Origin of the sequence: Acetobacterium sp., from assembly GCF_030652775.1 — a bacterium.
Lineage (GTDB): Bacteria > Bacillota > Clostridia > Eubacteriales > Eubacteriaceae > Acetobacterium.
Genome location: NZ_JAUSPS010000046.1, coordinates 38,082 through 61,154, shown reverse-complemented (window position 1 = coordinate 61,154; position 23,073 = coordinate 38,082). Strand labels below are relative to the sequence as shown.

Annotated in this window: 24 protein-coding genes; 1 reads left to right on the top strand and 23 read right to left on the bottom strand. The window is 43.8% G+C overall.

Features of this window, described 5'->3' with window-relative positions; genetic code table 11:
- Positions 1-124 precede the first annotated feature (124 nt).
- Positions 125-922: an ATP-binding protein gene (locus Q7J41_RS08100; RefSeq protein WP_304886966.1), complete on the bottom strand. Its 798-nt coding sequence runs from the start codon at positions 920-922 to the stop codon at positions 125-127.
- A gap of 99 nt (positions 923-1,021) precedes the next feature.
- On the opposite strand from Q7J41_RS08100, the gene Q7J41_RS08095 reads away from it, so the two are divergent.
- Positions 1,022-1,678, top strand: coding sequence for a Crp/Fnr family transcriptional regulator (locus Q7J41_RS08095; RefSeq protein WP_304886964.1), 657 nt, complete (start codon positions 1,022-1,024; stop codon positions 1,676-1,678).
- A gap of 15 nt (positions 1,679-1,693) precedes the next feature.
- Here Q7J41_RS08095 and Q7J41_RS08090 read toward each other — a convergent pair whose 3' ends face one another.
- From Q7J41_RS08090 to Q7J41_RS07985, 22 genes are all read right to left on the bottom strand, one after another.
- Positions 1,694-3,025, bottom strand: coding sequence for an HdeD family acid-resistance protein (locus Q7J41_RS08090; protein WP_304886962.1), 1,332 nt, complete (start codon positions 3,023-3,025; stop codon positions 1,694-1,696).
- A gap of 226 nt (positions 3,026-3,251) precedes the next feature.
- The gene (locus Q7J41_RS08085; RefSeq protein WP_304886960.1) at positions 3,252-4,007 is read right to left on the bottom strand and encodes an ABC transporter ATP-binding protein; all 756 of its coding nucleotides are present in this window, start codon (positions 4,005-4,007) and stop codon (positions 3,252-3,254) included.
- Positions 3,994-5,076 carry an iron ABC transporter permease gene (locus Q7J41_RS08080; protein WP_304886958.1) on the bottom strand — a complete coding sequence of 361 codons (1,083 nt, stop codon included), beginning with the start codon at positions 5,074-5,076 and terminating at the stop codon, positions 3,994-3,996. The genes Q7J41_RS08085 and Q7J41_RS08080 overlap by 14 nt, the downstream gene beginning before the upstream one ends.
- A gap of 5 nt (positions 5,077-5,081) precedes the next feature.
- A complete protein-coding gene (locus tag Q7J41_RS08075) occupies positions 5,082-6,170 on the bottom strand; it encodes an ABC transporter substrate-binding protein (protein ID WP_304886955.1) in 1,089 nt (362 codons plus the stop codon).
- 56 nt (positions 6,171-6,226) lie between these two features.
- A complete protein-coding gene (locus Q7J41_RS08070) occupies positions 6,227-6,751 on the bottom strand; it encodes an FmdE family protein (RefSeq protein ID WP_304886954.1) in 525 nt (174 codons plus the stop codon).
- A gap of 182 nt (positions 6,752-6,933) precedes the next feature.
- Positions 6,934-7,827, bottom strand: a complete 894-nt coding sequence (locus Q7J41_RS08065) for an Mrp/NBP35 family ATP-binding protein (RefSeq protein ID WP_304886953.1) — start codon at positions 7,825-7,827, stop codon at positions 6,934-6,936.
- Between the two features lie 50 nt (positions 7,828-7,877).
- Complete coding sequence (locus Q7J41_RS08060; RefSeq protein WP_304886951.1) at positions 7,878-8,243, bottom strand: DUF134 domain-containing protein; 366 nt, start codon at positions 8,241-8,243, stop codon at positions 7,878-7,880.
- Positions 8,244-8,280: 37 nt separating this feature from the next.
- Entirely contained in the window at positions 8,281-8,649 is a 369-nt protein-coding gene (locus tag Q7J41_RS08055) for a NifB/NifX family molybdenum-iron cluster-binding protein (protein ID WP_304886950.1), read from the bottom strand.
- A gap of 199 nt (positions 8,650-8,848) precedes the next feature.
- Positions 8,849-9,205, bottom strand: coding sequence for a NifB/NifX family molybdenum-iron cluster-binding protein (locus Q7J41_RS08050; protein WP_304886995.1), 357 nt, complete (start codon positions 9,203-9,205; stop codon positions 8,849-8,851).
- Positions 9,206-9,316: 111 nt separating this feature from the next.
- A complete protein-coding gene (locus Q7J41_RS08045) occupies positions 9,317-10,180 on the bottom strand; it encodes an ATP-binding protein (protein ID WP_304886949.1) in 864 nt (287 codons plus the stop codon).
- Positions 10,158-11,012, bottom strand: coding sequence for an ATP-binding protein (locus Q7J41_RS08040; protein WP_304886947.1), 855 nt, complete (start codon positions 11,010-11,012; stop codon positions 10,158-10,160). Before Q7J41_RS08040 ends, Q7J41_RS08045 begins: the two co-directional genes overlap by 23 nt.
- A gap of 3 nt (positions 11,013-11,015) precedes the next feature.
- Positions 11,016-11,384 carry a NifB/NifX family molybdenum-iron cluster-binding protein gene (locus tag Q7J41_RS08035; RefSeq protein ID WP_304886946.1) on the bottom strand — a complete coding sequence of 123 codons (369 nt, stop codon included), beginning with the start codon at positions 11,382-11,384 and terminating at the stop codon, positions 11,016-11,018.
- A 132-nt stretch (positions 11,385-11,516) separates the two neighbouring features.
- Entirely contained in the window at positions 11,517-12,032 is a 516-nt protein-coding gene (locus Q7J41_RS08030; RefSeq protein ID WP_304886945.1) for a C-GCAxxG-C-C family protein, read from the bottom strand.
- Between the two features lie 131 nt (positions 12,033-12,163).
- A complete protein-coding gene (locus tag Q7J41_RS08025) occupies positions 12,164-12,682 on the bottom strand; it encodes a C-GCAxxG-C-C family protein (protein ID WP_304886944.1) in 519 nt (172 codons plus the stop codon).
- Between the two features lie 275 nt (positions 12,683-12,957).
- Positions 12,958-13,797, bottom strand: a complete 840-nt coding sequence (gene modD / locus Q7J41_RS08020) for a ModD protein (RefSeq protein WP_304886942.1) — start codon at positions 13,795-13,797, stop codon at positions 12,958-12,960.
- 14 nt (positions 13,798-13,811) lie between these two features.
- Positions 13,812-14,030: a heavy-metal-associated domain-containing protein gene (locus Q7J41_RS08015; RefSeq protein WP_304886940.1), complete on the bottom strand. Its 219-nt coding sequence runs from the start codon at positions 14,028-14,030 to the stop codon at positions 13,812-13,814.
- Entirely contained in the window at positions 14,027-14,764 is a 738-nt protein-coding gene (locus Q7J41_RS08010) for an ATP-binding cassette domain-containing protein (RefSeq protein WP_304886938.1), read from the bottom strand. Before Q7J41_RS08010 ends, Q7J41_RS08015 begins: the two co-directional genes overlap by 4 nt.
- Entirely contained in the window at positions 14,761-15,582 is an 822-nt protein-coding gene (locus Q7J41_RS08005; protein ID WP_304886936.1) for an ABC transporter permease, read from the bottom strand. The genes Q7J41_RS08010 and Q7J41_RS08005 overlap by 4 nt, the downstream gene beginning before the upstream one ends.
- A gap of 8 nt (positions 15,583-15,590) precedes the next feature.
- Positions 15,591-16,385 carry a molybdate ABC transporter substrate-binding protein gene (gene modA, locus Q7J41_RS08000; protein ID WP_304886934.1) on the bottom strand — a complete coding sequence of 265 codons (795 nt, stop codon included), beginning with the start codon at positions 16,383-16,385 and terminating at the stop codon, positions 15,591-15,593.
- A gap of 164 nt (positions 16,386-16,549) precedes the next feature.
- Entirely contained in the window at positions 16,550-17,551 is a 1,002-nt protein-coding gene (locus Q7J41_RS07995; protein ID WP_304886932.1) for a radical SAM/SPASM domain-containing protein, read from the bottom strand.
- Positions 17,552-17,625: 74 nt separating this feature from the next.
- The gene (locus tag Q7J41_RS07990) at positions 17,626-21,045 is read right to left on the bottom strand and encodes a cobaltochelatase subunit CobN (RefSeq protein ID WP_304886930.1); all 3,420 of its coding nucleotides are present in this window, start codon (positions 21,043-21,045) and stop codon (positions 17,626-17,628) included.
- Positions 21,046-21,053: 8 nt separating this feature from the next.
- Entirely contained in the window at positions 21,054-23,048 is a 1,995-nt protein-coding gene (locus Q7J41_RS07985; RefSeq protein WP_304886929.1) for a magnesium chelatase subunit D family protein, read from the bottom strand.
- Between the last annotated feature and the right edge of the window lie 25 nt (positions 23,049-23,073).

Sequence of the window (23,073 nt, the reverse complement as noted above, 5' to 3'; positions counted from 1 at the left end):
CTTAGTTTTTTCCCGCAATCGAGAAATATTATCAATTAAAACAGCATCGATTATTCTTTTGATGGAACAGCTTGGACGATGTTTCCACGCACTCCTGTATTTTTTTCTTTTTTACGATAACTTTTTAGACATTTTCCAATACTTTTCCATCCGTGGTAACGGTTAATACCTGCCATGGAATCATTTTTCCTGAATTCTGGAGCGCCGTGGTAACCGCTGCTGTGATCCCGCCGCAACAGGGAACTTCCATTCGCACGACGGTGACGCTTTTGATATCATTAAGCTTTAGTATTTCCGTCAGCTTTTCAGCGTAGTCAACGGCATCCAACTTGGGACAGCCAATTAAGGTAATCTTATTTTTGATAAAGCGATTATGAAAATCGGCATAGGCATAGGCCGTACAATCTGCCGCAATCAACAGGTTAGCGCCGTTGAAATAGGGGGCATTGACTGGTGCCAGCTTAATTTGAACTGGCCATTGTCTTAATTGAGATTCGGGGGCTACTGTTGCAGCCGGTTTTTCCGCTGCCTCAGCTTCCCGAACAATTGCTTTAGACGAGGAGCCGGGGCATCCGCATGCCAGTGGTTCTAAGCCATCATCTGCAGCTTCCCGGACAATCGTTTTTGCCTGAGTTCCCGGACAGCCGCCCGCTTTTTTTGCGCCACTGTTTTGTGTAACTTCTTTTGTTTTCATATTTTCAAACACGGCGGCTTCATCATAGGCTGCTGCTTCCCGTTCCACAAAGGTGATCGCCCCAGTGGGACAGCTTGGCAGACAATCTCCCAAACCGTCACAGTAGTCATCTCTTAATAATTTCGCCACGCCATTAACCATTCCAATGGCTCCTTCATGGCAGGCTTCGGCGCACAATCCACAACCATTGCACTTTTCTTCATCTATCGTAATTATTTTTCGGATCATCTTTTTTTCCTCCTTGGAATAACGTATATTGATTTCTTGACCCAATCATAATATAATCTACCCAAAACTACTGTTGCATATGCAACACAAAGGGAAGTTATGAATAAAAATTTAGAAATTTTAAGAAAAGTTAAATTATTTGACGGGATTGATGAAAACCTCGAAGCCATGCTAAAGTGCATGGGCGGTGAGGAAAAAACTTACGATCGGGGTGAAATTATCCTGCTAACTGGTCAGCCGGTAACTGCCGTAGGAGTTGTTATATCAGGAGAAGTCCAGGTAATTCAAGAGGATTATTATGGTAATCGTTCGATTCTTACCGAATTAAGTGCCAGCCATATTTTTGGTGAAGCCTTTGCCAGTGCTGGCATTAAAGAAAGCCCGGTAACGGTGATGGCCAAAAGTAACAGTACCGTGATGTTTCTGGGAATTGAACGGATTATCAACACCTGCCCTAACTCCTGTGTTTTTCACAATCACCTGATTGAAAATCTGTTGAAAATTTTAGCCCGGAAGAATATTCTACTGAGCAATAAAAATCAGTTATTGTCGCGTCGGACGATTCAGGATAAGGTTCTTTCCTATTTATCGCTGCAGGCCGAAAAAAAAGGAAACCTCACCTTTGAGATTCCCTTTACCCGCAATGAACTGGCCGATTTTTTATGTGTGGACCGCAGTGCCCTGTCCCGAGTTCTTTCCAAGCTGCAAAAAGAAGGGATCATTGAATACGACCACAAGCATTTCAAGCTGCTTTAAAGCACATCTGCGCTTCTACGCCGGACTGACTGCTGCATTCTTTTCCATGTTGTTTTCAATATCCTGATACAGGGTACGGGACACTACAATGGAATCCCCCCGGTCATAGAGACGATCCAGATAATCCAGATAGGCACCGGGGGTAATAATACCATTGACCTTGATCAGGTCAATCCCGGTTTTTCCGACAATAGTATCCACCAACTTGACACAATTGGTCCCCAGGGCATAATAGGTTTTAAATTCATTGCCCTGTTGAAATTTATAAAAGCTTGCTTTGGCGTCGTTATAGAGCTGGCTGGAAACATCCTCAAAAGCTTTTGGATCGCCTTCAATTTCGCCCTTATCCGCCTGTTCCGCCTTTGGTTCCCAGGGAAGCACCTGCGAAAGAAGGTTGTCCAATTGATCCTGAACACCTTTTTTTTGTTCCGGGGTTAGCGAAAGACCATAACCCATCAAGATTTTCTTTTCGACTTTCAGGGCCTGTTTTACATGTTCCGCTTTAGGCATTTCAACCAGAACCCCATCGGCTAAAAATCCACCTAATTTCCAGGTGGAGTCATCATAATTACCATAACTGTAAACATTCGCACCGATAGATGCGTCCACATGTCCCATCCCCGGGATCAATCCTTCTTTGGTATGGATAAAAATCTCCATGTCGGTGGTTCTTTCAATGGTGTGATCTTCCAATAGCAATAAAGCATCGGGTTCCTCTTCCACCAGTTGATTCACTTTTTTTAACATCCGCATCGGTAAAAAAGCTGCAAAAACCAACGGCAGGGTCACCCTCATGTGTTTCTTGGCTTTTTGCACCCCGTCATTGTGTTTCATTAAGCTGACCAGGGCATCGCCGAAAATATTAATGGCGAAAAAGATCAGGTAGATTCCAAAAATGATTCCAAAAAGCCGTCCGGTGGTGGCAAAAAAAGCCATATCAATGCCCAGCCCGATGTACACCATCGCAACCAACAGGGTCCAGACCCAGGGAGCTCCGTCATTTCTCAGTTTCAAACTGCTGATCAAGACAAAACAACCGATGATGATCCCCAACATCCCCACTGCAAAACTGAAGGGTCCTTTGAGAAACTGGGGATAGAAATAGACAAAGATCCCGCCTAAGATACAAAGCAACCCGATGCCGAGCTCTTTAAACTTACTTTCACCCTTTTTTAAAAAAAGCGATACCAGATACATAATTCCCACGACAATCAACATAATGGACATCGCTGTCATCATAATACCCCAGGCCAGTTTGACGTCCAGCAACATAATCAGTCCGCCTATGAAAACTGCAATGGAAATCAATAACCAAACGACCGGTGCTGTGTTTTTGAATGCTGACATAAGAACAGACCCCCTTGGGTTTTTCTTTTATTCTATCAGAATTTGCCAATGGCGACAATCTTATTATTTAGATCAGCGGCAATCAGAACTCGCTCGTTTCACTACGCTCGTATGATTGTGCAGCAAATGTCTTTGTCTGCAAAAGCGAGCTTTCTAGCCAAAGCCGCTTGCCGCACTTTTAATAAAAAAACCCTGATTCAACTAAATGAACCAGAGTTTTTTATATTTAGGTTAAGGGAATCACGACTTTCTGATTTTGATAGGTTTGAACGGTGACAGGGACCTGGTAGACGGCACCGATGTTTTCGGATGTCATTACGTCCATGCCACCATAACAGAAAATCTCATTGTCTTTCAAAAAAAGGAACCGATCACAATACCGCAAGGCCAGGTTCAAATCGTGAATCACGATAACAACGGCAATATCTTTCTCTTTGGTAATGTTCTGGATCAGTTTTAATACCTCCAACTGATTCTTGAGATCAAGACAGCTGGTGGGTTCATCCAGCAACAGCACCTTTGGTTCCTGGGCCAGTGCCCGGGCAATCATGACCTTTTGCAGTTCCCCGCCGCTTAACTCATCGATATAGCGCAGTGAGAATTTTTCCAGCGACATACTGGCAATGATATTCTCAACAATCTCGTAGTCTTCTTTTTTTGGTGCCAGTTTAATATAGGGTTTTCGCCCTAATAAAATGGCGTCATAGGCGGTGATGCGACTGCCTTCGCTTTTCTGGGCGACATAGGCCGTATTTTTGGCGATATCAAGTCGATTCAGCTTGAGAATATCCACCTCATTCACGACCACCCGGCCTTTTTGGGGTGAGATAATTTTATTCAGACACTTTAACATGGTGCTTTTCCCAGCACCGTTATTACCTAAAATCGCTACACATTCTCCTTTGGCAACATCAAATTTAATATCATCCAGAATCTTTCGGTTTGATCGATACCCAAATTCCAACGCATCAATTTTCAGCATTATGACCAACTCCTTTAAATATCAGATATAAGAATAACGGAGCCCCAAGGAATGATGTAATGGCTCCGATAGGCAGGATAACTGGTGAAATAATTAAACGGGCAAAGGTATCACTGATCAGCAGCATGAGTGCTCCCATCAAGGCCGATGCCGGTAATAAATAACGGTAATCATTTCCCACAAAACGACGCATGATATGAGGTGCTATCAAACCAATAAAGTTGATGATCCCCACAAATGATACAATGGTTGCCGCAGTCAGAGAAGCCACCGTCATCCCGATCAGGCGCACCCGAGCCACATTGACCCCCAGACCAATGGCCGTATGTTCGCCACATTCCAGAGCATTGTAGTTCCAGCGATTAAACATAAAGTAAATCAGTGCTCCGATAGTGACAACAGCAGACACCTGAATATTTTGCATGCTGGCTCGTCCCAGATCCCCAAAGGTCCAGAAAACTATGGCGGCCATCTGAACGTCTGAGGAAAAGTATTGAAGCAGTGCTGTTGCTCCGGCAAATAGAGAGCTGAGGGCTACCCCGGCCAGAATCATGGTTTCCGGAGATGCCTTCCGGGCTTTGGATAAGCCTAAAATCACAAAGGTTACAAACATCGAAGCAGCAAATGCGCAGAAACTGGTTAAATAAGGGTTATTAATTGTCACTGCGTCAGCAGTATTGCCCAGCACTGTTCCGCCACCCAAAAATGTAATCGCAATAGCAGCTCCAAAAGAAGCTCCCTGAGAGATCCCCAAGGTTGATGCCGATGCCAGAGGATTTTTTAAAATACTCTGCATGACACAGCCAGCAGCTGCCAGACCGATGCCCGAAACAATGGCCATCAGAATTCGTGGTAGTCGGATATTGACGGTAACCAATACATTTTTTGCGGCTCCAAATCCAAATAACGCTTTTAATACTTCGCTGACAGGAATGTCAGCCGAACCAGCGGAGATGGCAAAAAGTGCCATTAGAAATGTCAAAACTACCAGAGTTACAATGGTCAAAACCTTGCGGCGAACGTATTGATCATAATTGACTCCGCAGGCTGTCTTCTTGTTGTTATCCATTTTATTTATTTACCAAGTGTCAAAAGACCAAAACCTTGTCCCGCATCCACATATTTTGAATACAGTTCTTCCCCAAGTAAAAATTTAAAAATTTCATTCGATTTCTTTTCGATGTTGATATCTTTAAATTGGTCAGGGTAAATAACCGTACCAGCATAATAAGCATCGGCTAATGCAATTTCTATATTGGTATAATTATTATTATAGGCCAGTTGGGTGTATACCTTTTTATTATTAACCGCAGAAAGTGAGTTAAAAAAGTCTGGGTTTTGCGTATATTGTTCATTGACCAGATCCATATTTTCCGGATTCAGGAAAATAATATCTGGATTCCAGACCAACACCTGTTCAAGATCAACAGTGAAGGCGGTCTTTTGCCCCGTTTGATCGACCACGTTATTGGCGTTGATTGCCACAAAGGGTCCGTAATTCCCGCTGGTACCATCAAAACCATGTTTGCCCTTAAAATTCAACCCACCGTTGTAAACGGTAGGACGGCTGGCATCCGGAATATCTTTTGTCCGGTCATTAAGATCTTTTTGAGCAGCATCCATAAATGCATTGACTTCTTTGGCTCGGTCTTCTTTGCCAAGCACCTGACCGATAATATCCATGGAAGCACTCATTTTACCGTCAAATAGCCCGGGACTGGCAACAGTCACCACGGGAATACCAGTTTTTGCCTGCAATTCATCGGCCTGGGTATAATCAGACACCACAAAAATCACATCAGGCGCCAACTTAATAATTTCTTCATCAAAAGGAACAATTCCGCCGGCGCCACCCTGGCCAATTTGAGCCATGGTCGCAAAGTTTGGATTAACCAGCGTGTATGGACGGGTCAGCACCTGAACATTGTCCATATCGGTTCCGCCCTTTACCAGATCAACCGCATCCATATAGGTTAACAGCCGCATAATGCCAAGGGAGCCAACACTGTCGATCTCAGCAGGCACTTCCACCTGTCGACCCAAACTATCTGTCACAACCTTTGTGGTCGTTTCACTTTCAGTGGTCTCTGCTTTTGTATTGGTACAGCCCGCAAACGTTACAATCATCATTAAGCTTAGTAACACTGCTACTACTTTTTTCATCTGTTTATCCTCTTTCAATTCGCTTCGTGTTTGTCTTCTCACAATACTCAAATTACTCAAAATCCGCGGGTATAGGGATTAGAACAATCCACACAGACTTTTTTACCGTTTTCCAGTCGAATCATGTGCTCGGCGGTTTTTTCGCCACATTCATCGCAGATCACACTTTGAAAAATCCGAGCCCGTTCCGGCAATTCATAATCTGGAGTTTTAAAGTCAAAAATCTTGCAGGCATCTGGCTCATTTAAAATATAAGCTTCCATTTCATCCCGTCCCATTTCCGGCAAGGCTTTTAATACCAGTCTGATCTTTTCGCCGGTATTTCGATTGAAAAATGTAAAGGCCTGTTTTCCGCGATTTCTAAATAACAGGTTGCCTTTACCCACACTGCATCCTAAAATAACCTGAACCCCATCAACACCGCAGGCATCATTTTCGGTGATACAGACCACATCTTCATCTTCTGAAAATTTGATATCCAACGCTTTGATCGCTTCCTGTGATGCTCTCACGCCAATGGCCAATCCCGGGCAATGATGTCCGTGAAACGCTACCGATTTTTCCCATAATTTCTGATTCATTTTTCTTTTCTCCTTTAATTTTCAACAAAAAAAGCCAACAAAACACAACTCCTTTCAAGGAGTAAATGCCTCATTGGCTTATTTTTATTCAAATCGATTAATCTAACGGTAGTTTACCCTAATGAATAACATTAGTCAATAACTAGTTTAACTCTTTTTTCGACGTCTTTCGAAAATATTTCCTAAACTCGGCTGCCCTCATGATACAGTGTGTCATGACCGACAAATTCTGGCAATAACAACTCGTCTGTTTTTTCACTCTTTTCGAGCGTTTCAACGATGTGATCCAGCCAATTATTGTCGAACAATTCAATTAGCCCTTTATCGCAGGCGCCAGCCAGTGATGAATCAATGGGCATTTTTGCCACGACATCGATTCCATATTGTTTCGCCACTTCTTCGATACGGCTTTCGCCAAATAAATAATGCTTTTTATCGCAATCTGGACATTCAAAATAGGACATGTTTTCAACCAGACCGATAACCGGAATGTTCATCATTCTTGCCATCTTAACAGCCTTGGCAACAATCATTGAAACCAGCTCCTGAGGCGAGGTGACAATAATAATCCCGTCCACCGGCAGTGATTGAAATACCGTTAATGGCACATCCCCAGTTCCTGGAGGCATGTCCACAAACATATAATCCACATCGCCCCAGATCACATCGGTCCAGAACTGTTTAACGGTGTTAGCAATCACTGGCCCGCGCCAAACAACCGGATCGGTATCATGTTCCAGTAACAGATTAATGGACATGATTTCAATCCCGGTTTTACTTGAAATAGGAAATAAACCTAATTCTGTGGACATCGCTTTTTCTTTGATGCCAAAGGCTTTGGGAATCGACGGCCCAGTGATATCGGCATCAAGAATGGCGGTATTATATCCCTGCCGTTTCATGCTTACCGCCATCAGAGAGGTTACCATGGATTTACCAACCCCACCTTTTCCACTAACGACACCAATTACTTTTTTGATTCTGCTTAGCTCATGGGGTTGTTCCGAAAAATCGACTTTTCGATCTCCGCATTCTTCACCGCATGATCCACAGGATTGACTACAATCTTCGCTCATAAAAATTCTCCTCTTTCATTGTTTGCTTTATTGATCTTCTTTTCTTAAATCTACGCTTTATCGCAACGCTCACTGACTCGACGTTTACGGCAGCGGCTACATCCGTAGTTTTCTTGACCTTCTTCACACAGTTTATAATTTCCGCCTTCGATCTTTAAGACGTTGCCATTCACTAACGCATCAGCCAGTTTTTTACGGGCATCATTATATATTTTCTGAACCGTTGTTCGTGCCACATGCATACTCTCAGCACACTCTTCCTGAAGCAGGCCTTCCAGGTCTATCAAACGGATGGTTTCATATTCCTCAACAGACATGGTAATGATTCCCTCTTCTGTATTTTTGGCATTGAGCGGTCCAAATAAATCCGTTTCCGGCAGACAACAGACTTTTTTCCATTTTACTGGTCTGGACATAGATTAATACTCCTTGTAAAAATGATTATTCTGAAACCTAGTGCTGACATTCATGTCCTTCATCATGGGCATGGCACATTTCACCGGAATCCATAACAGCTCCAGCCAGCCAGTTTAAAGCTACTTCTTTAACGTCACCTGAACATCCCCGGACCACTGCGATGCCGGATCGACTCAGTACGTTCACAGCGCCTTCACCCATATTGCCAGCAAGCAGAAGGCTCACACCCATTTCTGCCAAGGTTGTGGCAATATTGGATTTACAGCCGCAACCTGCCGGTGATGCAAGCATTTCCTGATTTAGTATTTCTTTGCTGCTATCATCAATGGTGAACACAGTATAATACTCACAGTGACCAAAATGGCCATCAATTAAATTCTCACGAGTTGGTAATGCAATTTTCATAATAGTACCTCCGATTATGTTTGTCTTATTGATTTGCATAGTTTTCGACATATGCTATCAACAGGAATATTATAATACATGAATAGCATATGTCAATAACTATATTAATTTTCTAACTACTTTTTTAATGGCACCAAAAAACTGTCACCACTTAATACAAATTAAGTGGTGACTGCTCTTTTTTGTCAAACAACTTGATTTATTCGCCACACTCATCATGATGCTGATGTTCATGACAAACAGATCCGGTCGATTTAAGTTCTCCTAAGAGATAACTGTTGGCTAGATCTTTTGCTTTGCCTTGTGCGCCGGTGATCACTTCAATATTTTTCTCATTGAAAATATCAACGGCACCGCCACCCATACCACCAGAGATGATCACATTAACGCCTTTGTCATTTAAGAATACTGGTAAAAATCCGGGTTTATGTCCTGGATTGGGTACCGCTTCCGTTTTAACAATTTTGCCATCCACGGTATCATAAATCATAAAACTTTCACAATGTCCAAAATGCCCAGAAACCAAACCATTATCACTTGCTACTGCTATTTTCATTTGTTCTTCTCCGTTTTCTTTTAAATTTTCTTCTAAATTCACTTCTAATTCTAAAATTTCGACAATATGATCCAACCAATTGTTATCAAATAATTTAATAACCACTAGCTTTCAGAGCTTCAATTCCTTCATGGTATTGTTAAATACTACCTGAGCTGCAAAACCCGCATCACAAAAAACATCTGCAATGGTAAGACCCTGATTAATGGTTTTAACCGCATTTTCATCATAAGGAATGTTTCCCATATAGGGGATATTATACTCTTTACAATACTCAATAATCGCTTCTGTTTTTTTCAGATTTGTATCGTATTTATTCACACAAACAACGGTTTTTGTATGAAAGGTCTGGGCTGTTTTAATGATCCGCTCCATGTCGCTGATTCCAGAAACCGATGGTTCGGCAACGATCAACACCATATCCACCCCACTGATGGAAGCAATCACCGGGCAGCCGATTCCCGGTGATCCGTCAATAATGGCCAAATCAGCACCGACATCAACCGATTTCATTTGCTTTTTAACTTCGGTGACTAACATCCCGGATGTGCCGCTGCCCATTTTGAGCTGAGCGGTTGAAAAGACAACATCTTCATGATAAAGCATTAACTCACCGGCAATATGCAGTTTTAAGCTGATCGCCCGAACTGGACAAACTATTTCACAAACACCGCAGCCTTCACAGGCAAAAGGATCAACATGGTAACCATCATCATCCACTGATATCGCATCAAAACGGCAATTTTCGATGCATCGATCACATTTTGCACATAGCGTTGGATTGATTTCCGCCTTCGGCATCCCATAAAAATCATTTCTCTTTGGCTGACTCAAATGTTTTAAAGCGAGATGTAAGTTAGGGGCATCCACATCACAATCAGCGTAAACTTTTGCCTGTGCCATTTTAATAAACGCACTAGCCAAGGTTGTTTTACCGGTTCCACCTTTGCCGCTAAGAATGAGTAACTGTTTCATGTTCTACCTCCTTAACGACTGCTTGTAGCAACTCGGAAAATAATCCATAGTATTTTTCGCTTTTGACCGCAATTTCACCATCGGAATTAATCGCTCCCAATTCACTTTCAAAAGGAATTTTACTTAATACATTAATTTTGTTTTCAATACAAAACGTTTCAATCAGATTTTCGCCTGGCATACATTTATTGATGACGACGCCATGAGGTTTATTAAACAGCTTCACGAGTTCATAGACCAAGGCCAGGTTATGCCGACCAAAAATCGTTGGTTCTGCCACTAAGATACAATAATCTGCATCTCTGATGCTTTCCATCACAATGCAGGCACTGCCTGGAGGACAGTCAATCAATGTCAACCTTTTTTCAGCAGCTGTTTTTTTTAGTAATTCTTTAATAATAGGTATTCCCGATACTTCACCGGTATTTAAAATACCGGAAATCACCTTGACCTCTTCGGAAATACCTGTTTTTATTTCTCCAATGACCTTGTCCTTTTCGGTCAAAGCGTTGCTTGGACAAAGCATGATACAACCCCCGCATGAGTGACAAATATCATCAAAAACAAGTAACTTGTTGACAATGGCGGCGAGGGCGTTGAATTTACAAAAGTCTACACATTTTCGGCAACCCAGACAAAGATCTTCGTCAACGACAGGAATTTTAATGGCTACTGTTTCAGTTTCTATCTCTGTGGGTTTGAAAAACAAATGGCCGTTAGGTTCTTCAACGTCACAATCAACATAAACGGAATTTTTGGCCACTGCTGCCAGATTGACAGATACCAGCGTTTTTCCGGTTCCACCTTTGCCACTGAGAACTGCTAATTTCATGCCTTAGTTCCCTGTAACGCCATGAAAACCGGCATGAAAGTTTTCCAGTTTACTAAGTTTATCATTGTGATAAGCGTCCAGATTATCTGAAATTGAACCGTTCTTGCTTTTGTAGATCTGTAATTCTGTCGCCTTAAACACTTCTGCGGCATTTTCACCGCATCGGGGGGTGATTAGAATATCGGCGTGATTATCGACAACGATCTGAGCAGCTTTAATACCGGCTCCCCCGGGACTGCTGGCTGCTTCATTTTCAATGAAGTCGCCCATTTTTGTAATGGTCTCGTAAATATAAAAATAAGGTGCCCGTCCAAAAGACATGCACACTTCACCAGCCAAATTTTTTTCATCTGCAGGTATTGCTATTTTCATTGATATCTCCTCGTTTATTATTGACATATGTCTTTAACACTTATTATACCTCTTTGAAAACATATGTCAATAACTATTTGGATTTATTTGTTCATCTTATGCTTCTGTACTCAGAAGGGTTACCTTCTTGCGTCATACTCGTTTTTTTGTTCTTCGATAATTTTCCATAATCTCTGCTGCCATCCCTACTAAGTCTTCACATGGTCTATTTCGATAATATTCTGCCGTCCGTAGCTCAGGAACAGGACTGTCCTTGCCTTGATCTAGTCCCAATAACTCTCTGCAGATAATGGTATGGTTTTTGTCTTCAAACGCTTTCGCAAGCAATTGAATTCGCTCATAATGCTCAGTTTTACCATTCTGATCTCCTGGATCAGTATAGCCATAAAGCAGTCCTGCCACCATAAACATCCCGGTTACCGCACCACATACCTCACGTAGTCTTCCCATTCCGGCACCGAAGGATGAGCTTAACCTGGCGGCAGTGTCAAAGTCCAGACCACACTCATCGCCGAAAGCAAGAAAAACCGCTTGGGAACAATTATAACCTTTTCTGAATAAATCCCTTGCCAACTCGGCATGCTTTTCGCTTATGTCATGAGCCGAAAAAGACCCATTATTTCCACATTGTCTATCTTCTTTTTCCATTTCAAATTAATCCTTTCGCTCAATGAACACAAGCTTTTTATCTACTGCCGCTTCACAATTTTCATTATTGCCCAATAATGCTGAGCGATTTCAATCATTGTTTTTTACAAAACACTACCGTTTCTCAACACTTACTTATTTTTGTTGTCACTCATTTTTTCGCCATATGCCATCTCGAAAGCTTCCGCTTGCGGGATTTGCAGATATTTATACGCTAATTGGGCGGTAGCACCCACCATTTTCATGCAATGGACACGTCTGTCTTTTCCATTCCAATCTTCAAATGGCTCACAGATATCACGACAGGTTGTACAACCATTAGTTTCGCAAAATTCACTGACCAGATTGTTATAACGTCGGTAATATTTCTGACCAACTTCAGGGCCGCGAAGCTCAGCATCGATGCTCCAGGGATCCTTTCTACCGTAGACCGCACTGTTTGCCATAACGGCAGCTGATAACGCACCACAGGTATCACCATAAAGTCCAATACCGCCTCCAAAGCCTGTACACATAGCTATTGTTTCCTTGGGAACATCCAGAACGCCAGCCCGTAATAAAGCATCGTATACACTTTCCGCACAGTTTAAACCACTTTTGAAATTTTCAATTGCATAATCATTGACTAATTGACTTTTAACATCTTCCATATTCGATTACCTCTCTAATCTAAAATATTTTTCATTCTGCATATCGTTTTTGGCAGGCTATTTATAAAATTATTATAATCCATAAATAGCATATGTCAATAATTATTCTCGTTCCCATACCTACTTCTAACCGCTTAATGTTTTTTCTGAGCGGCCGATATTTAGATACAGTTACTTAAAATGCTGAAATTACATAATTAAAAAAGCTACAGAAATTTAATCCCTATAGCTTTTTTATGCACGTCGTTTCTTTGTATCGCAAAACTTTTCGTTATTTATTGAATTTTGACCCCAATATCAATGGGTTTGGCACTGTATAAACTGGTTGTCACAAGCCCATTCACATTCGTTTTGGCATATTCGGAAATATTTGTCTCATTAATTCCTCCTGCTGCCAGCAGTACCTTATGGGGAAATTCAGCTCTTAAATAAACGACCGCTGGAATAAGGTCTGCGACGCTCATTTTGTCAAATTGGATACCATCGACGCCGGCACGACAAAGCATAATCGCTTGCTCTAAGGTTGTCGCCTCAACAATAACTTTCTTTTCACAGCATTCTGCCTTTATTTCCGGGAGCTTATTCAACAAGCCTTCAAATCCGCCAATAAAATTCAGATGCTGTTTAAAAATAAGAATCGTTTCAGACAAACCCAACCGATGCGGCATCGCTCCACCTACCATGATCGCTTTTGTCGCCAGGGTTTTGGTTCCGGGAAAGCCCTTACGGGTCGTCAATACCGCCATATTCGGATTGGCAGCCTTGACGATATCTACCATTTTCTTTGTTTTTGTGGCAATGCCAGAACAGTTGTCAAGAATATTCTGGCCAACCTTCCAGGCCATGTGCAAATCTTCAGCCCGACCGATTCCGGTGATCAGCTCAGAACCAGCGGTAATTTGCCGACCGGATGGAACCATGTGATCCATCTCAATATGCAACCGTTCAAAAATAGCTCGCACTTCCTCGGTTCCACATACAACCGCATCTTCTCTTGTAAAATAGGTAATCCGACCCTCCTGCTCTCTGATCCCCAGAGTCCAGCTGGTCAAGTCAATATAAGGAACATCCTCATTAATCAGCCGGTCAATTTCATTGATTGATATAAACGCCATATCTTCCCCCATGTTCAATTGATTATTTTAAAGGATTTATCTTCTATTTTCTCAATAATACTGCCGATCTGTAAAGCATTAATTTTTTCTTCATCCAATTCTACGGTTACGGTTGTAAAATCTTCACTGACCCGGACAACCTCAATGCCATCCTTACCCAGTAAAACATCTGTTACTTTTTTTACGCATTTGTGACACATAATACCATCAACCTGCAATGCAAGCTCTTTCATACAATGATTCTCCTTTCATATCCACCCAATAAAAACTGGTTGATTTCCTGATCCTGACAGTCTTCAAATAAGTCTGCACTGTTACGGATCCCCCTTAATTCACCATTGACCATAATGCCAATCCGATCGGCCATTCTCTGCGCCTCATTAAAATCGTGCGTGACAAACAAAATCGTGCATCCGAATATTTTATGAATTTTTTTAATTTGCTGATACATCATTTCCTTTGTTGACGGATCCAGAGATGAAAATGGTTCATCCATCAGTAACAATTTAGGATTAAGAATCAGCGCCCGGGCGAGGGCTGTTCTTTGTCGTTCACCCCCGCTTAAGGTTCCCGGATATTGATTCATAATATGGCCGATGGACAGAATTTCTGCCATCTTATCGGCCATTTCTTTTTTATAAGCTTTGTCTTTTCGTTGAATTTTTAATCCATAGGTAATATTTTCATAAACAGACATGTGGTGAAACAAACCGAAATCCTGATAAACAAAACCAATCTGCCGCTTTTCCAGAGGAATATCAACCACCGGTTTCCCCTGAAGGCTCACCGCCCCGGAAAATTTTCGGTAGAATCCCGCGACCGATTCCAGCAAAACAGTTTTGCCTGATCCGGTTCTGCCCAGCACCGCAAAAATTTCTTTCTCGCTGATGCTTAAATTAATATTGTTCAGTTGAAAGGTTCCTAATTGAATGGAATAGTCTTTAATTTCAACCATAGGATTAATCATTGATTCACATCCTTCATCCTGCTCTCCTGGGGATTTTTCCGGCCAATCCAATTCGTCAGAAAAAGAGAGATCAGTGAAATAATCAGAATAATTGTTGCCGATGCCATGGAAGCTCCGGTGTCCCCGGTTGCCAGATTTAAATAAACTGATGTGGTCAAGGTTTCTGTTTTCATCCGGGTCGCTCCAACCAGCATCAGTGTCGCCCCAAATTCGCCGAGACCCCTTGACCAGGCAAGGATGATGGTTGTGATGATGGCATTCTTGGATAACGGTAAGGTGATGGTGATAAACCGCTCCCACTTCGTTGCCCCCAGACTGCCGGAAATGAATTCCAGCCGCTCATCAACTTCCTGAAACGCGGTTCGAATAAATCGGATCACATAGGGCAGATTGACGACTGTCTGGGCAATAATAATGCCATTTTTGTCAAATACAACCTTAAATCCCAATTCCTTAAGCGCTTTCCCAAAATCTGACGAAAACACAATCAATAAACTGAGACCCAAAACCAGATAAGGCATCGATAAAGGCAGTTCAATAATCATCTGACACACTTTTTTAAAGGGAAATGACGTCCGTGTCAATGCATAGGCCGTCGGGATCGCCAGAGCCATACAAATGATTGTAGAAATACTTGCGGTATACAGGCTCAACTTAACAGCAAAACGGACTTCTTCCGAATAAAAGGCCTGCCCCAAATAGGGCAACCCTTTTAGTACAATGGCCAATATCAATACCGAGGTAAAAATAATGACAATGATCGTAATGATAATGGTGAAGATCTCAAAAAAACTGAATACTGAAAATCGCTCTTTCATCAGATAATTTAGTTAAGTACTTCGTATCCATACTTTTCCCAGATCGTTTTTGCTGTATCTGAATCCAAAAAGGTCATGAATGCTCCCACTGCTTCGGTATTTTTGCTGCTGTTTAATTTAGCCGCCGGCACTTTTTTAACATAAGCATCCAGGTCAGTTGTCTTGACAATTTCGGTGGTGGAACCGGTCACATTTTCTTTCCAGACAATGATTGCATCACACTCGTCAACCGATAACGCATTAAATATTTCTGGAGCTGTGGCTGCCCGAGCAATGACATTGACATTACTTAATATTCCCAGATCTGTTAGCGCTTTATTGGCTATCTTTCCAATTGGTGTAGCATCGCCATCACCTAGCACAACTTCTACACCTTCTTTAGTCAGATCATTTAAACCTAAAATACCTAACGGATTTCCGCTTTTAACAGCCAATACCGGTATATGTTTGACCAGATCTTTGCTTTCGGTTACGACATCTTTAACCGGGGTCAATTCATCAGCGGATCCAGCAATAAATAAATCCCCCTCGCCGGTTGTCTTAATCTGATTTTGGAGTTGCGCTGCATTGGCATAAACAACTTCCATTTCACAACCGGTTTCTGCTTTGAATTTATCGGCAATTTCACCGAAAGGTTTGGTCATACCTGCCCCACAGTAAACAAACAAGGTTTGGCCAGCAAGGCTTTGACTTTCATCGACTTTTTCTTCTGCTTTATCAGTTTTGCTGGTGCAACCTGACACCAGACTGACAATCGTACCCATTACCAATAATACCACTAACCATTTTTTAAACTTTTTCATCGCTCTTCCCTTTTCCTTCTTTTAGTATTGTTTTGTTTCGTTTAAGTATGTTTTGAATTATATAATAGGTTAATGGCATATGTCAAGTTGAACAATGAGTGCGTACAAAATGTCAGCAACCAAAAAAGAGAAATTATTCTTCTCTTTTTAAATCGTAATCCGTTCTAATAGATGCCTTTCTTTGCCAGATCAAAGGCCGCCTTCTTCAACACGCAATCCAGGGATGGATGCTGACCTTTATCTCCATTAATCAACAGCCGTGAGGGACATCCCCCAGGACAGATTGCATAAAAATCACAGCTCTGACAGGCCTGCGGTTCCGCCTTCTCAATGGCCACACTTTTTAACGGCGGGGTTTTCACATTTCCCATATAATAATCCGCCTGATCAATCAATGAGCCGCAGGGATAAACATCGCCGTTGGGCAGGACCACATAGGATCGGCCGCAAGAAGCATAACAATAGGCTTTGTCGCAAGAAGACATTTTCAACCGTTGTCTGGCTTCATGGATTTCCCGAATGATAATCTTTTTATCAGTCAGTTCATAGAGTTCCTGTGATGTTTCAACCATCTCTTTCAGAGCCTTTTGCAATTGCGCCGGGGCGGCCTTTGGGATGGTATCAGTGTGGTCTCTGGCCCGTCCAGCATCCCGCAGCAAATCGAGGCCGATTCCGCCTACATTTCCCAGATAATAGGCAAAATTGACCAGCTTGGGTAGCTGTAACACGCTGTGACTTGTCACCACGCTATTTATGTTAACTTTAACCCCCTCGTCAGCCAGACATTGAATTCCAGCGATGACTTCCCGGGTTTTTCCCCGGGTAAACTCATTTACTTCCGGGGGGCCATCCAGGCTGACCCCTAAGGCAATTTTCATTTTTTTCAGGCCAGCAGCAATTTCTGGGGTAATACAAGTGCCATTGGTCTGCATCTGAAAACTGGCGTCATAGTGTTTCTCTTTTACATAATCAACGACCTGGCAAATCAGCGGATAGTTCAAAAGCGGCTCTCCTCCGGCGAACTGAATTTTCATCGGTTGATCAGAAAATAGATCCACCGTCTGCGCCGCTGTCTCGAAATCCATATCCTCTTTTATATGGGTTGAACCGGCATAGCAGTATTTGCAGGCCAGATTACAGCGACCGGTTGTCCACAGTACAATCAATACGACATCTTTTGATATAACAAACACTTCCTTTACATTTATAAAACAACAGCAGGTAATTTATTTTAGCTTTTTCACAGTTTTCGTTCTGAATCAAATAAAACATCCAATTCCTTGATACTATTATGCCAGGCTTCCACATCCTGATGACCGACAATTTCAATGCTGCCGCCCTGATAATCCCCCTGGGATTCTTCCATCATCTCTTCCATATCGCCCTCAATCTTCATATAAATATTTGTTAAAATTTCTAATGCCTCGGGACTGGGATGCCATTTTTTTCTTTGGTGGAGCTCCAAAAATCGCCGGGACATTTCTTCAATGGCAAAATTGTTTTCTGCACTGAGCCAGTCAGCCATTTCCGGATCGCCGAGATAAGTTTGAACGATTTCATCGATGGCGCGATCATCAATATTCTCAGTAGTACACTTCCAGTTGAAGACCGTTTGTGCTTTGCGCATGACCTCAGCGCCGCCGCTATATCCCTGATCCATTACCGAACGGTTCCAGAGGGGATTAAAGAGGGTGTGTTCCATAATCCGTTTGAGCTCATCTTCCAGTCGTGTAACCACCACCTTCTCTTGCTGATTGGATGTGCCATGGTATTGTTTGAGGTGCCTTTCAGATAGCTGATTTTTCACCATATTGAAGCCCCCGATTACCGATGCCGAATAACCGGATGACAACAGATTATAACGGTTGCTGGCTGAGGTTTCAAACACAACCTCTGCCGCTTTGATGTTTTCGACAAACTCTTTTCGGGAAACTGCTCCAGTTAAGCCATCCCCATAGGCATATCCCGAAAAGGCCGTAAACACCCGAGCCAGCTCACCTTCGTTTTCCCAGGCGCTGGCTTTTAGCGCCAGATCCACCCCGGCACCGTAGGTTCCCGGTTTATCACCAAAAATACGCATGGTAGCCCGCCTGTAGGCATCGGCTTCAGCGATTCCTTCTTGTAAAATCAGTTCCGCAACAATTGCCTGGGTATTCCGCCGGACAAAGTTTTGTGTTTCCGGCTCATTCAAACCGGCAACCATTTGCACTGCCCGATCCATCATGGCAATCAGATCCGGATAGGAATCTCTTAAGACCCCGGAAATCCTGACGATCACATCAATTCTCGGTCGTCCCAGTTGTTCCCGGGGTTTCGCTTCCACATCCATGACAATCCCCGATTCATTCCAAACCGGCGTCACCCCTAACAAGGCCAGCACCTGGGAAAGCTGTTCGCCATTGGTCATCGAGATATCGGTGGAGATCATATTCATGGCAACTTTCCCTGGAAACGCTCCGGTGTCCTGCTGATGCTGTTTAATCAACTGATCGGCCATTTCCATTCCAATGGCATAGGCAGACCGGGTGGGAATCTTCTGGGTGTCCATCAAGTAGAAGTTACGCCCGGTTGGCATAATCCGATTAAGTCCATCCCGGGGTGAACCGGAAAGTCCCGGTTCGATATAATCGCCCCGTAAAGCTTGTATCAGCGCATTTTTTTCATTCGCCACGGTCAACAAACTGCTTCTATTTTGCTCTATTTCATTCACCAGCACCGACGATTCCAGAATAGTTGACCTCGGATTATCTAAATCATCGGAATAGACCGCTTTTTTATCGTCCTTGTTAAGCATCTTCGAAATCAGCAACAGCATCTCCGAATGATAGGTGTACTCGTCCTGACTATCCTTTTTCATCAGCGAAGCCAGTAAAGAAGTCCCATCAATGGATTCTTTAATATAGGCTACCTGCTGGTTCAGTTCGGGAATCTCACCCCAGACATGATTCTTTTGCTGATACGATTGAACAATCGATTGGGATAAACGCTGCTTGAGTTTACCAATGCCCAGTTCAAAACTTTCTTCCTTCTGAATAATTTTCAGATACTCCGGTATCTGTGAAACAAGACTTTCAATCTCTTGCCGCAGTACCTTGACCTGCTGGCTGTTGGCCTCCACGGCCGCCAGAAAGCTCCCCAGCCGATTAATCGTCGTGATCTGGCTGTAATCGGACTGGATACAACTGGGCAGATAGTCAAGCACCACGGCATAATTTCGCCGTTTGACACCGATCCCCTCGACGCCAATACTGGCATTGTAGCAGTAAAAATTGGGAAGCTTGCCAATCACCACATCCGGCCAGCAATGCCGGGATAAGCCATTTGTTTTGCCCGGCAGATGTTCCAGACTTCCACCGGTACCGACATGGATCACGGCCTGAGCTTTTAAGATTTCATCAATATAGCGATAGGTGGCCAGATACTGATGGGGTGGCGGACAGGATGGATCATGAAGGATTTTGCAGACTTCGCCGGTACACTTGGGGCCATAACAGCCTCGCTTTGGCTGGATCATTACCCGGACATTACCAAAAGAAAGCCCGGTAATGATCAGCTGCTCCTGATAGACCATCGCTTCCCCGGGCGGTTTCCCCCAGGCCTGTTCCAGTTGATCTCTAAGAATCGGATCCAGCTTCTGATAAAACTGATTATAACCGCCAGCCCCGGCCAATGGCATGCGATAGAGATCCCCGCCAGCCTTGACAATGTCCTCCACCGTGGTCCAGCGGAAATCCTGATAGGCTTTTTGATCCACCATCATTTTTTTCAGTGCCGTCCCATCTTCAGGAATACCGCAAACATGATAGCCTTCGATTTCCATGGTTTTCAGCATTTGGACAACACTCTCAAAAACATCCAGCCCTACCCCTGCTCCCAGGGTTGCTTCGACTCCCGCACAGGGTGAGCAGTGGAGCATCAGCACCACCTTTTTATCGGCCGGTTTAATCTTCTTTAGTTCAATCCGTCGGATCACCCGAGCCACCAACCGTTGAATCCGCTCGGGAAGTGGGGTGATTTTTAGCAGATCGTCGCTCTCTTGTCTGGTGCCAATCAGAACCGGTTCGATCATCCCCATCATTTCACTGGTTGTATATGCCCAGGCAATTTCCGTGGATAGTCCCGCTGGGTTATTCTCCCACTGCTCGCAATTCTGCAGACGACTGACCACTGGCCGAAAAACTGGTATATTCATTTGTTTGAAAACAGCCACACTTTGGACGAACAAATCGGCGGTTTGACTATTTCCGGTTGCCGCCTGCATTTGAAAATTGATCAGCCCGTCTATCCGAAGCCTTCCATTGCTGGAAAAATAATCCCGGATCACGGTTTTAAAATCCTTGACCTCATTTTCTTCATCAGCGGTGGAATAACTAAAAACGGCAATGACCCCCACCCCCTGGCTTTCCAGCTCCCGAACCAGGGCTGTTTCCACCGCAGCTTTTCGCTTACTCCAGGTATCGTAATGGGTTAAAATCGCCACTACCATTTTTTTCTCAGCTAATCGCCCGTACCAGGTTTCATAGGCTTCCAGAGTAGTAAAGACCACCTCGCTATCCGGGTGAAAAATCCCATCCCGTCTCAAATCAGCGGAATCAGGATGCCCCTTGTGATTTGTATTCATCTGCTTATTATTCATCTGTTGGCTCTTTTCAATACTCACAGTTCCTCCTAAAATGACGATTCTTTGGAAAGATCCCGGACGGCTTCGGCCAGCACATCAGCCTCCAGATCTTCAATCCGGTAATAACGGGCACCCATGGCGGCGGCCAGCTGTTTGGCCAGACCCAGTTTAATAAAATCCACCTCGGTATCTACCACAATCGTCTGGATGCCCTCCCCGGCAATCCGTCTGCCCATTTCCAGGGCTTCTGTAAAGGGATTTCCCTCCATTATGGCAGCATTGGTGCGGCCATCAGAAACCAGCACCAGTATCGGCAACAGATCCTGATTTTTGCGCTGTTCGTTTTTAATCACTTGATAGCCCTTTAGTAAACCCGCGGCTAGCGGCGTTTTGCCGCCGGTGGGTAAATCCCGCAAACATTTCTCCGCCATATCCACACTGCGGGTAATGTTTAGTAGTACCTCGGCATCTTTTTTACGAAAGGATACCAGACCAACACGATCGCGTTTCTGGTAGGCGTCGGTAAGCAAGGAAACCACGGCGCCCTTTACGGTTTCCATCCGCTTTTTGGCGCCCATCGAACCACTGGCATCGACCACAAAAACAATGGTACTGCCGGTGCGCTTTTCCCGGAGTTTTTCGCGCAGGTCTTCGGTTTTTATTATCAATGCCAGACCGTTATCTTCCCGTACCCGCTGGTAGGGGGCCGCCGCCCGTAATGTGGCATCGAAGGCCAGGTCATTGATCGTGTTGCGGGGAATGGCACTTTTAATATATTGTCCTTTTTTGGTATCCGTTTTTGTTTTAATTCGTTTGCCTTCACCCTTTCTCTTCTTACGGTCAACGGCTTTGATATTCAGGTTTTTAATCATAAAAGTTCGGCCAATGGCATCAATCTGATCCAGCAATTCATTAAGATCCGGCTGTTCCGGCGGCTCGGGCTCTTCTTTGTCAGCATCATCGGCATCATTGTCATCCGTTTCACCGTCTCCTGTTTCCGGAGATTCCGACGCCTCTGGCTGCGATTGATCCTCGCTGTCATCGCCGGCATCATTCTGTTCATCTTCCTGGTCATCTTGCTGATTTTCTTCTGGTTGCTCCTCCGTCGCTTCATCACTTTGATCATTCTGCTGTGGCTCCTGGGGATTATTGGGCTTTTCCCGTTTGCGATGGGGCAGCGCCAATTCAGCGGCTTCCTTGATGTCGTCAATGTTGATATTCTGACGTCCCGCCAGTGCCGCCAGCGCTCTGGCGGTCTCAATCATCACCAGCTCCGCCCGGTTACCCGCGCAATAGGCAGCATTGACAATATCGGCGGTCAGCTTGAAAACCGTCTCGGATATTTTTACCGCTGCCAGATTCTTTCTGGCTTCCTGGATCTGGTTTCTTAGCATCTCAGTATCACCTTGCCAGACTTTGATAAAACCAGCCGTATTGTGCTCAAAAGCCAGCCGTCGTTTAATAATCTCTTTTCGCTCAACCATATTTTTCGACCCTTCCACCGCCACATAGAGTCCAAACCGATCCAAAAACTGCGACCGTAAAAAGCCTTCTTCAGGATTCATGGTGCCAATCAGCACAAACCGGGCGGGATGTTCAATTGAGATTCCTTCCCGCTCAATATGATTCACGCCTGATGCAGCCACCTCCAGAATACTGTTAACGATGTGCTCACTAAGCAGATTCACCTCATCGATGTATAAGATATTGCCATCGGCTTTTTTTAGAATCCCACTGCCAAAGGCGCATTTACCCTGAGAAATGGTTTTTTCAATATCAATGCTGCCAATAACCCGGTCTTCGGTGGCATTTAAAGGTAAATCCACGACCTCCATGTTCGGGGCAATCTGGCCGAGATTGCGTACCAGCGTGGATTTAGCGGTGCCCTTTTCCCCAGCCAGCAGCACCCCACCGATCTGAGGATTAATAAGATTGAGGATCAGCGCTTTTTTTACCATTTCCTGCCCCATGACAGCGGCAAAAGGAAAGCGATAGACAATTGGTTTATGCTTACCTTGACGCTTCGGATTTCCTTTATTCATCGGGCATTCCTCCCCACTCGGCAGA

Bases quoted from the DNA above. Each gene is read 5' to 3' on its own strand.
- Q7J41_RS08100 (WP_304886966.1), bottom strand. From the start codon at position 922: ATGATCCGAAAAATAATTACGATAGATGAAGAAAAGTGCAATGGTTGT.
- Q7J41_RS08095 (WP_304886964.1), top strand. From the start codon at position 1,022: ATGAATAAAAATTTAGAAATTTTAAGAAAAGTTAAATTATTTGACGGG.
- Q7J41_RS08090 (WP_304886962.1), bottom strand. From the start codon at position 3,025: ATGTCAGCATTCAAAAACACAGCACCGGTCGTTTGGTTATTGATTTCC.
- Q7J41_RS08085 (WP_304886960.1), bottom strand. From the start codon at position 4,007: ATGCTGAAAATTGATGCGTTGGAATTTGGGTATCGATCAAACCGAAAG.
- Q7J41_RS08080 (WP_304886958.1), bottom strand. From the start codon at position 5,076: ATGGATAACAACAAGAAGACAGCCTGCGGAGTCAATTATGATCAATAC.
- Q7J41_RS08075 (WP_304886955.1), bottom strand. From the start codon at position 6,170: ATGAAAAAAGTAGTAGCAGTGTTACTAAGCTTAATGATGATTGTAACG.
- Q7J41_RS08070 (WP_304886954.1), bottom strand. From the start codon at position 6,751: ATGAATCAGAAATTATGGGAAAAATCGGTAGCGTTTCACGGACATCAT.
- Q7J41_RS08065 (WP_304886953.1), bottom strand. From the start codon at position 7,827: ATGAGCGAAGATTGTAGTCAATCCTGTGGATCATGCGGTGAAGAATGC.
- Q7J41_RS08060 (WP_304886951.1), bottom strand. From the start codon at position 8,243: ATGTCCAGACCAGTAAAATGGAAAAAAGTCTGTTGTCTGCCGGAAACG.
- Q7J41_RS08055 (WP_304886950.1), bottom strand. From the start codon at position 8,649: ATGAAAATTGCATTACCAACTCGTGAGAATTTAATTGATGGCCATTTT.
- Q7J41_RS08050 (WP_304886995.1), bottom strand. From the start codon at position 9,205: ATGAAAATAGCAGTAGCAAGTGATAATGGTTTGGTTTCTGGGCATTTT.
- Q7J41_RS08045 (WP_304886949.1), bottom strand. From the start codon at position 10,180: ATGAAACAGTTACTCATTCTTAGCGGCAAAGGTGGAACCGGTAAAACA.
- Q7J41_RS08040 (WP_304886947.1), bottom strand. From the start codon at position 11,012: ATGAAATTAGCAGTTCTCAGTGGCAAAGGTGGAACCGGAAAAACGCTG.
- Q7J41_RS08035 (WP_304886946.1), bottom strand. From the start codon at position 11,384: ATGAAAATAGCAATACCTGCAGATGAAAAAAATTTGGCTGGTGAAGTG.
- Q7J41_RS08030 (WP_304886945.1), bottom strand. From the start codon at position 12,032: ATGGAAAAAGAAGATAGACAATGTGGAAATAATGGGTCTTTTTCGGCT.
- Q7J41_RS08025 (WP_304886944.1), bottom strand. From the start codon at position 12,682: ATGGAAGATGTTAAAAGTCAATTAGTCAATGATTATGCAATTGAAAAT.
- modD (WP_304886942.1), bottom strand. From the start codon at position 13,797: ATGGCGTTTATATCAATCAATGAAATTGACCGGCTGATTAATGAGGAT.
- Q7J41_RS08015 (WP_304886940.1), bottom strand. From the start codon at position 14,030: ATGAAAGAGCTTGCATTGCAGGTTGATGGTATTATGTGTCACAAATGC.
- Q7J41_RS08010 (WP_304886938.1), bottom strand. From the start codon at position 14,764: ATGATTAATCCTATGGTTGAAATTAAAGACTATTCCATTCAATTAGGA.
- Q7J41_RS08005 (WP_304886936.1), bottom strand. From the start codon at position 15,582: ATGAAAGAGCGATTTTCAGTATTCAGTTTTTTTGAGATCTTCACCATT.
- modA (WP_304886934.1), bottom strand. From the start codon at position 16,385: ATGAAAAAGTTTAAAAAATGGTTAGTGGTATTATTGGTAATGGGTACG.
- Q7J41_RS07985 (WP_304886929.1), bottom strand. From the start codon at position 23,048: ATGAATAAAGGAAATCCGAAGCGTCAAGGTAAGCATAAACCAATTGTC.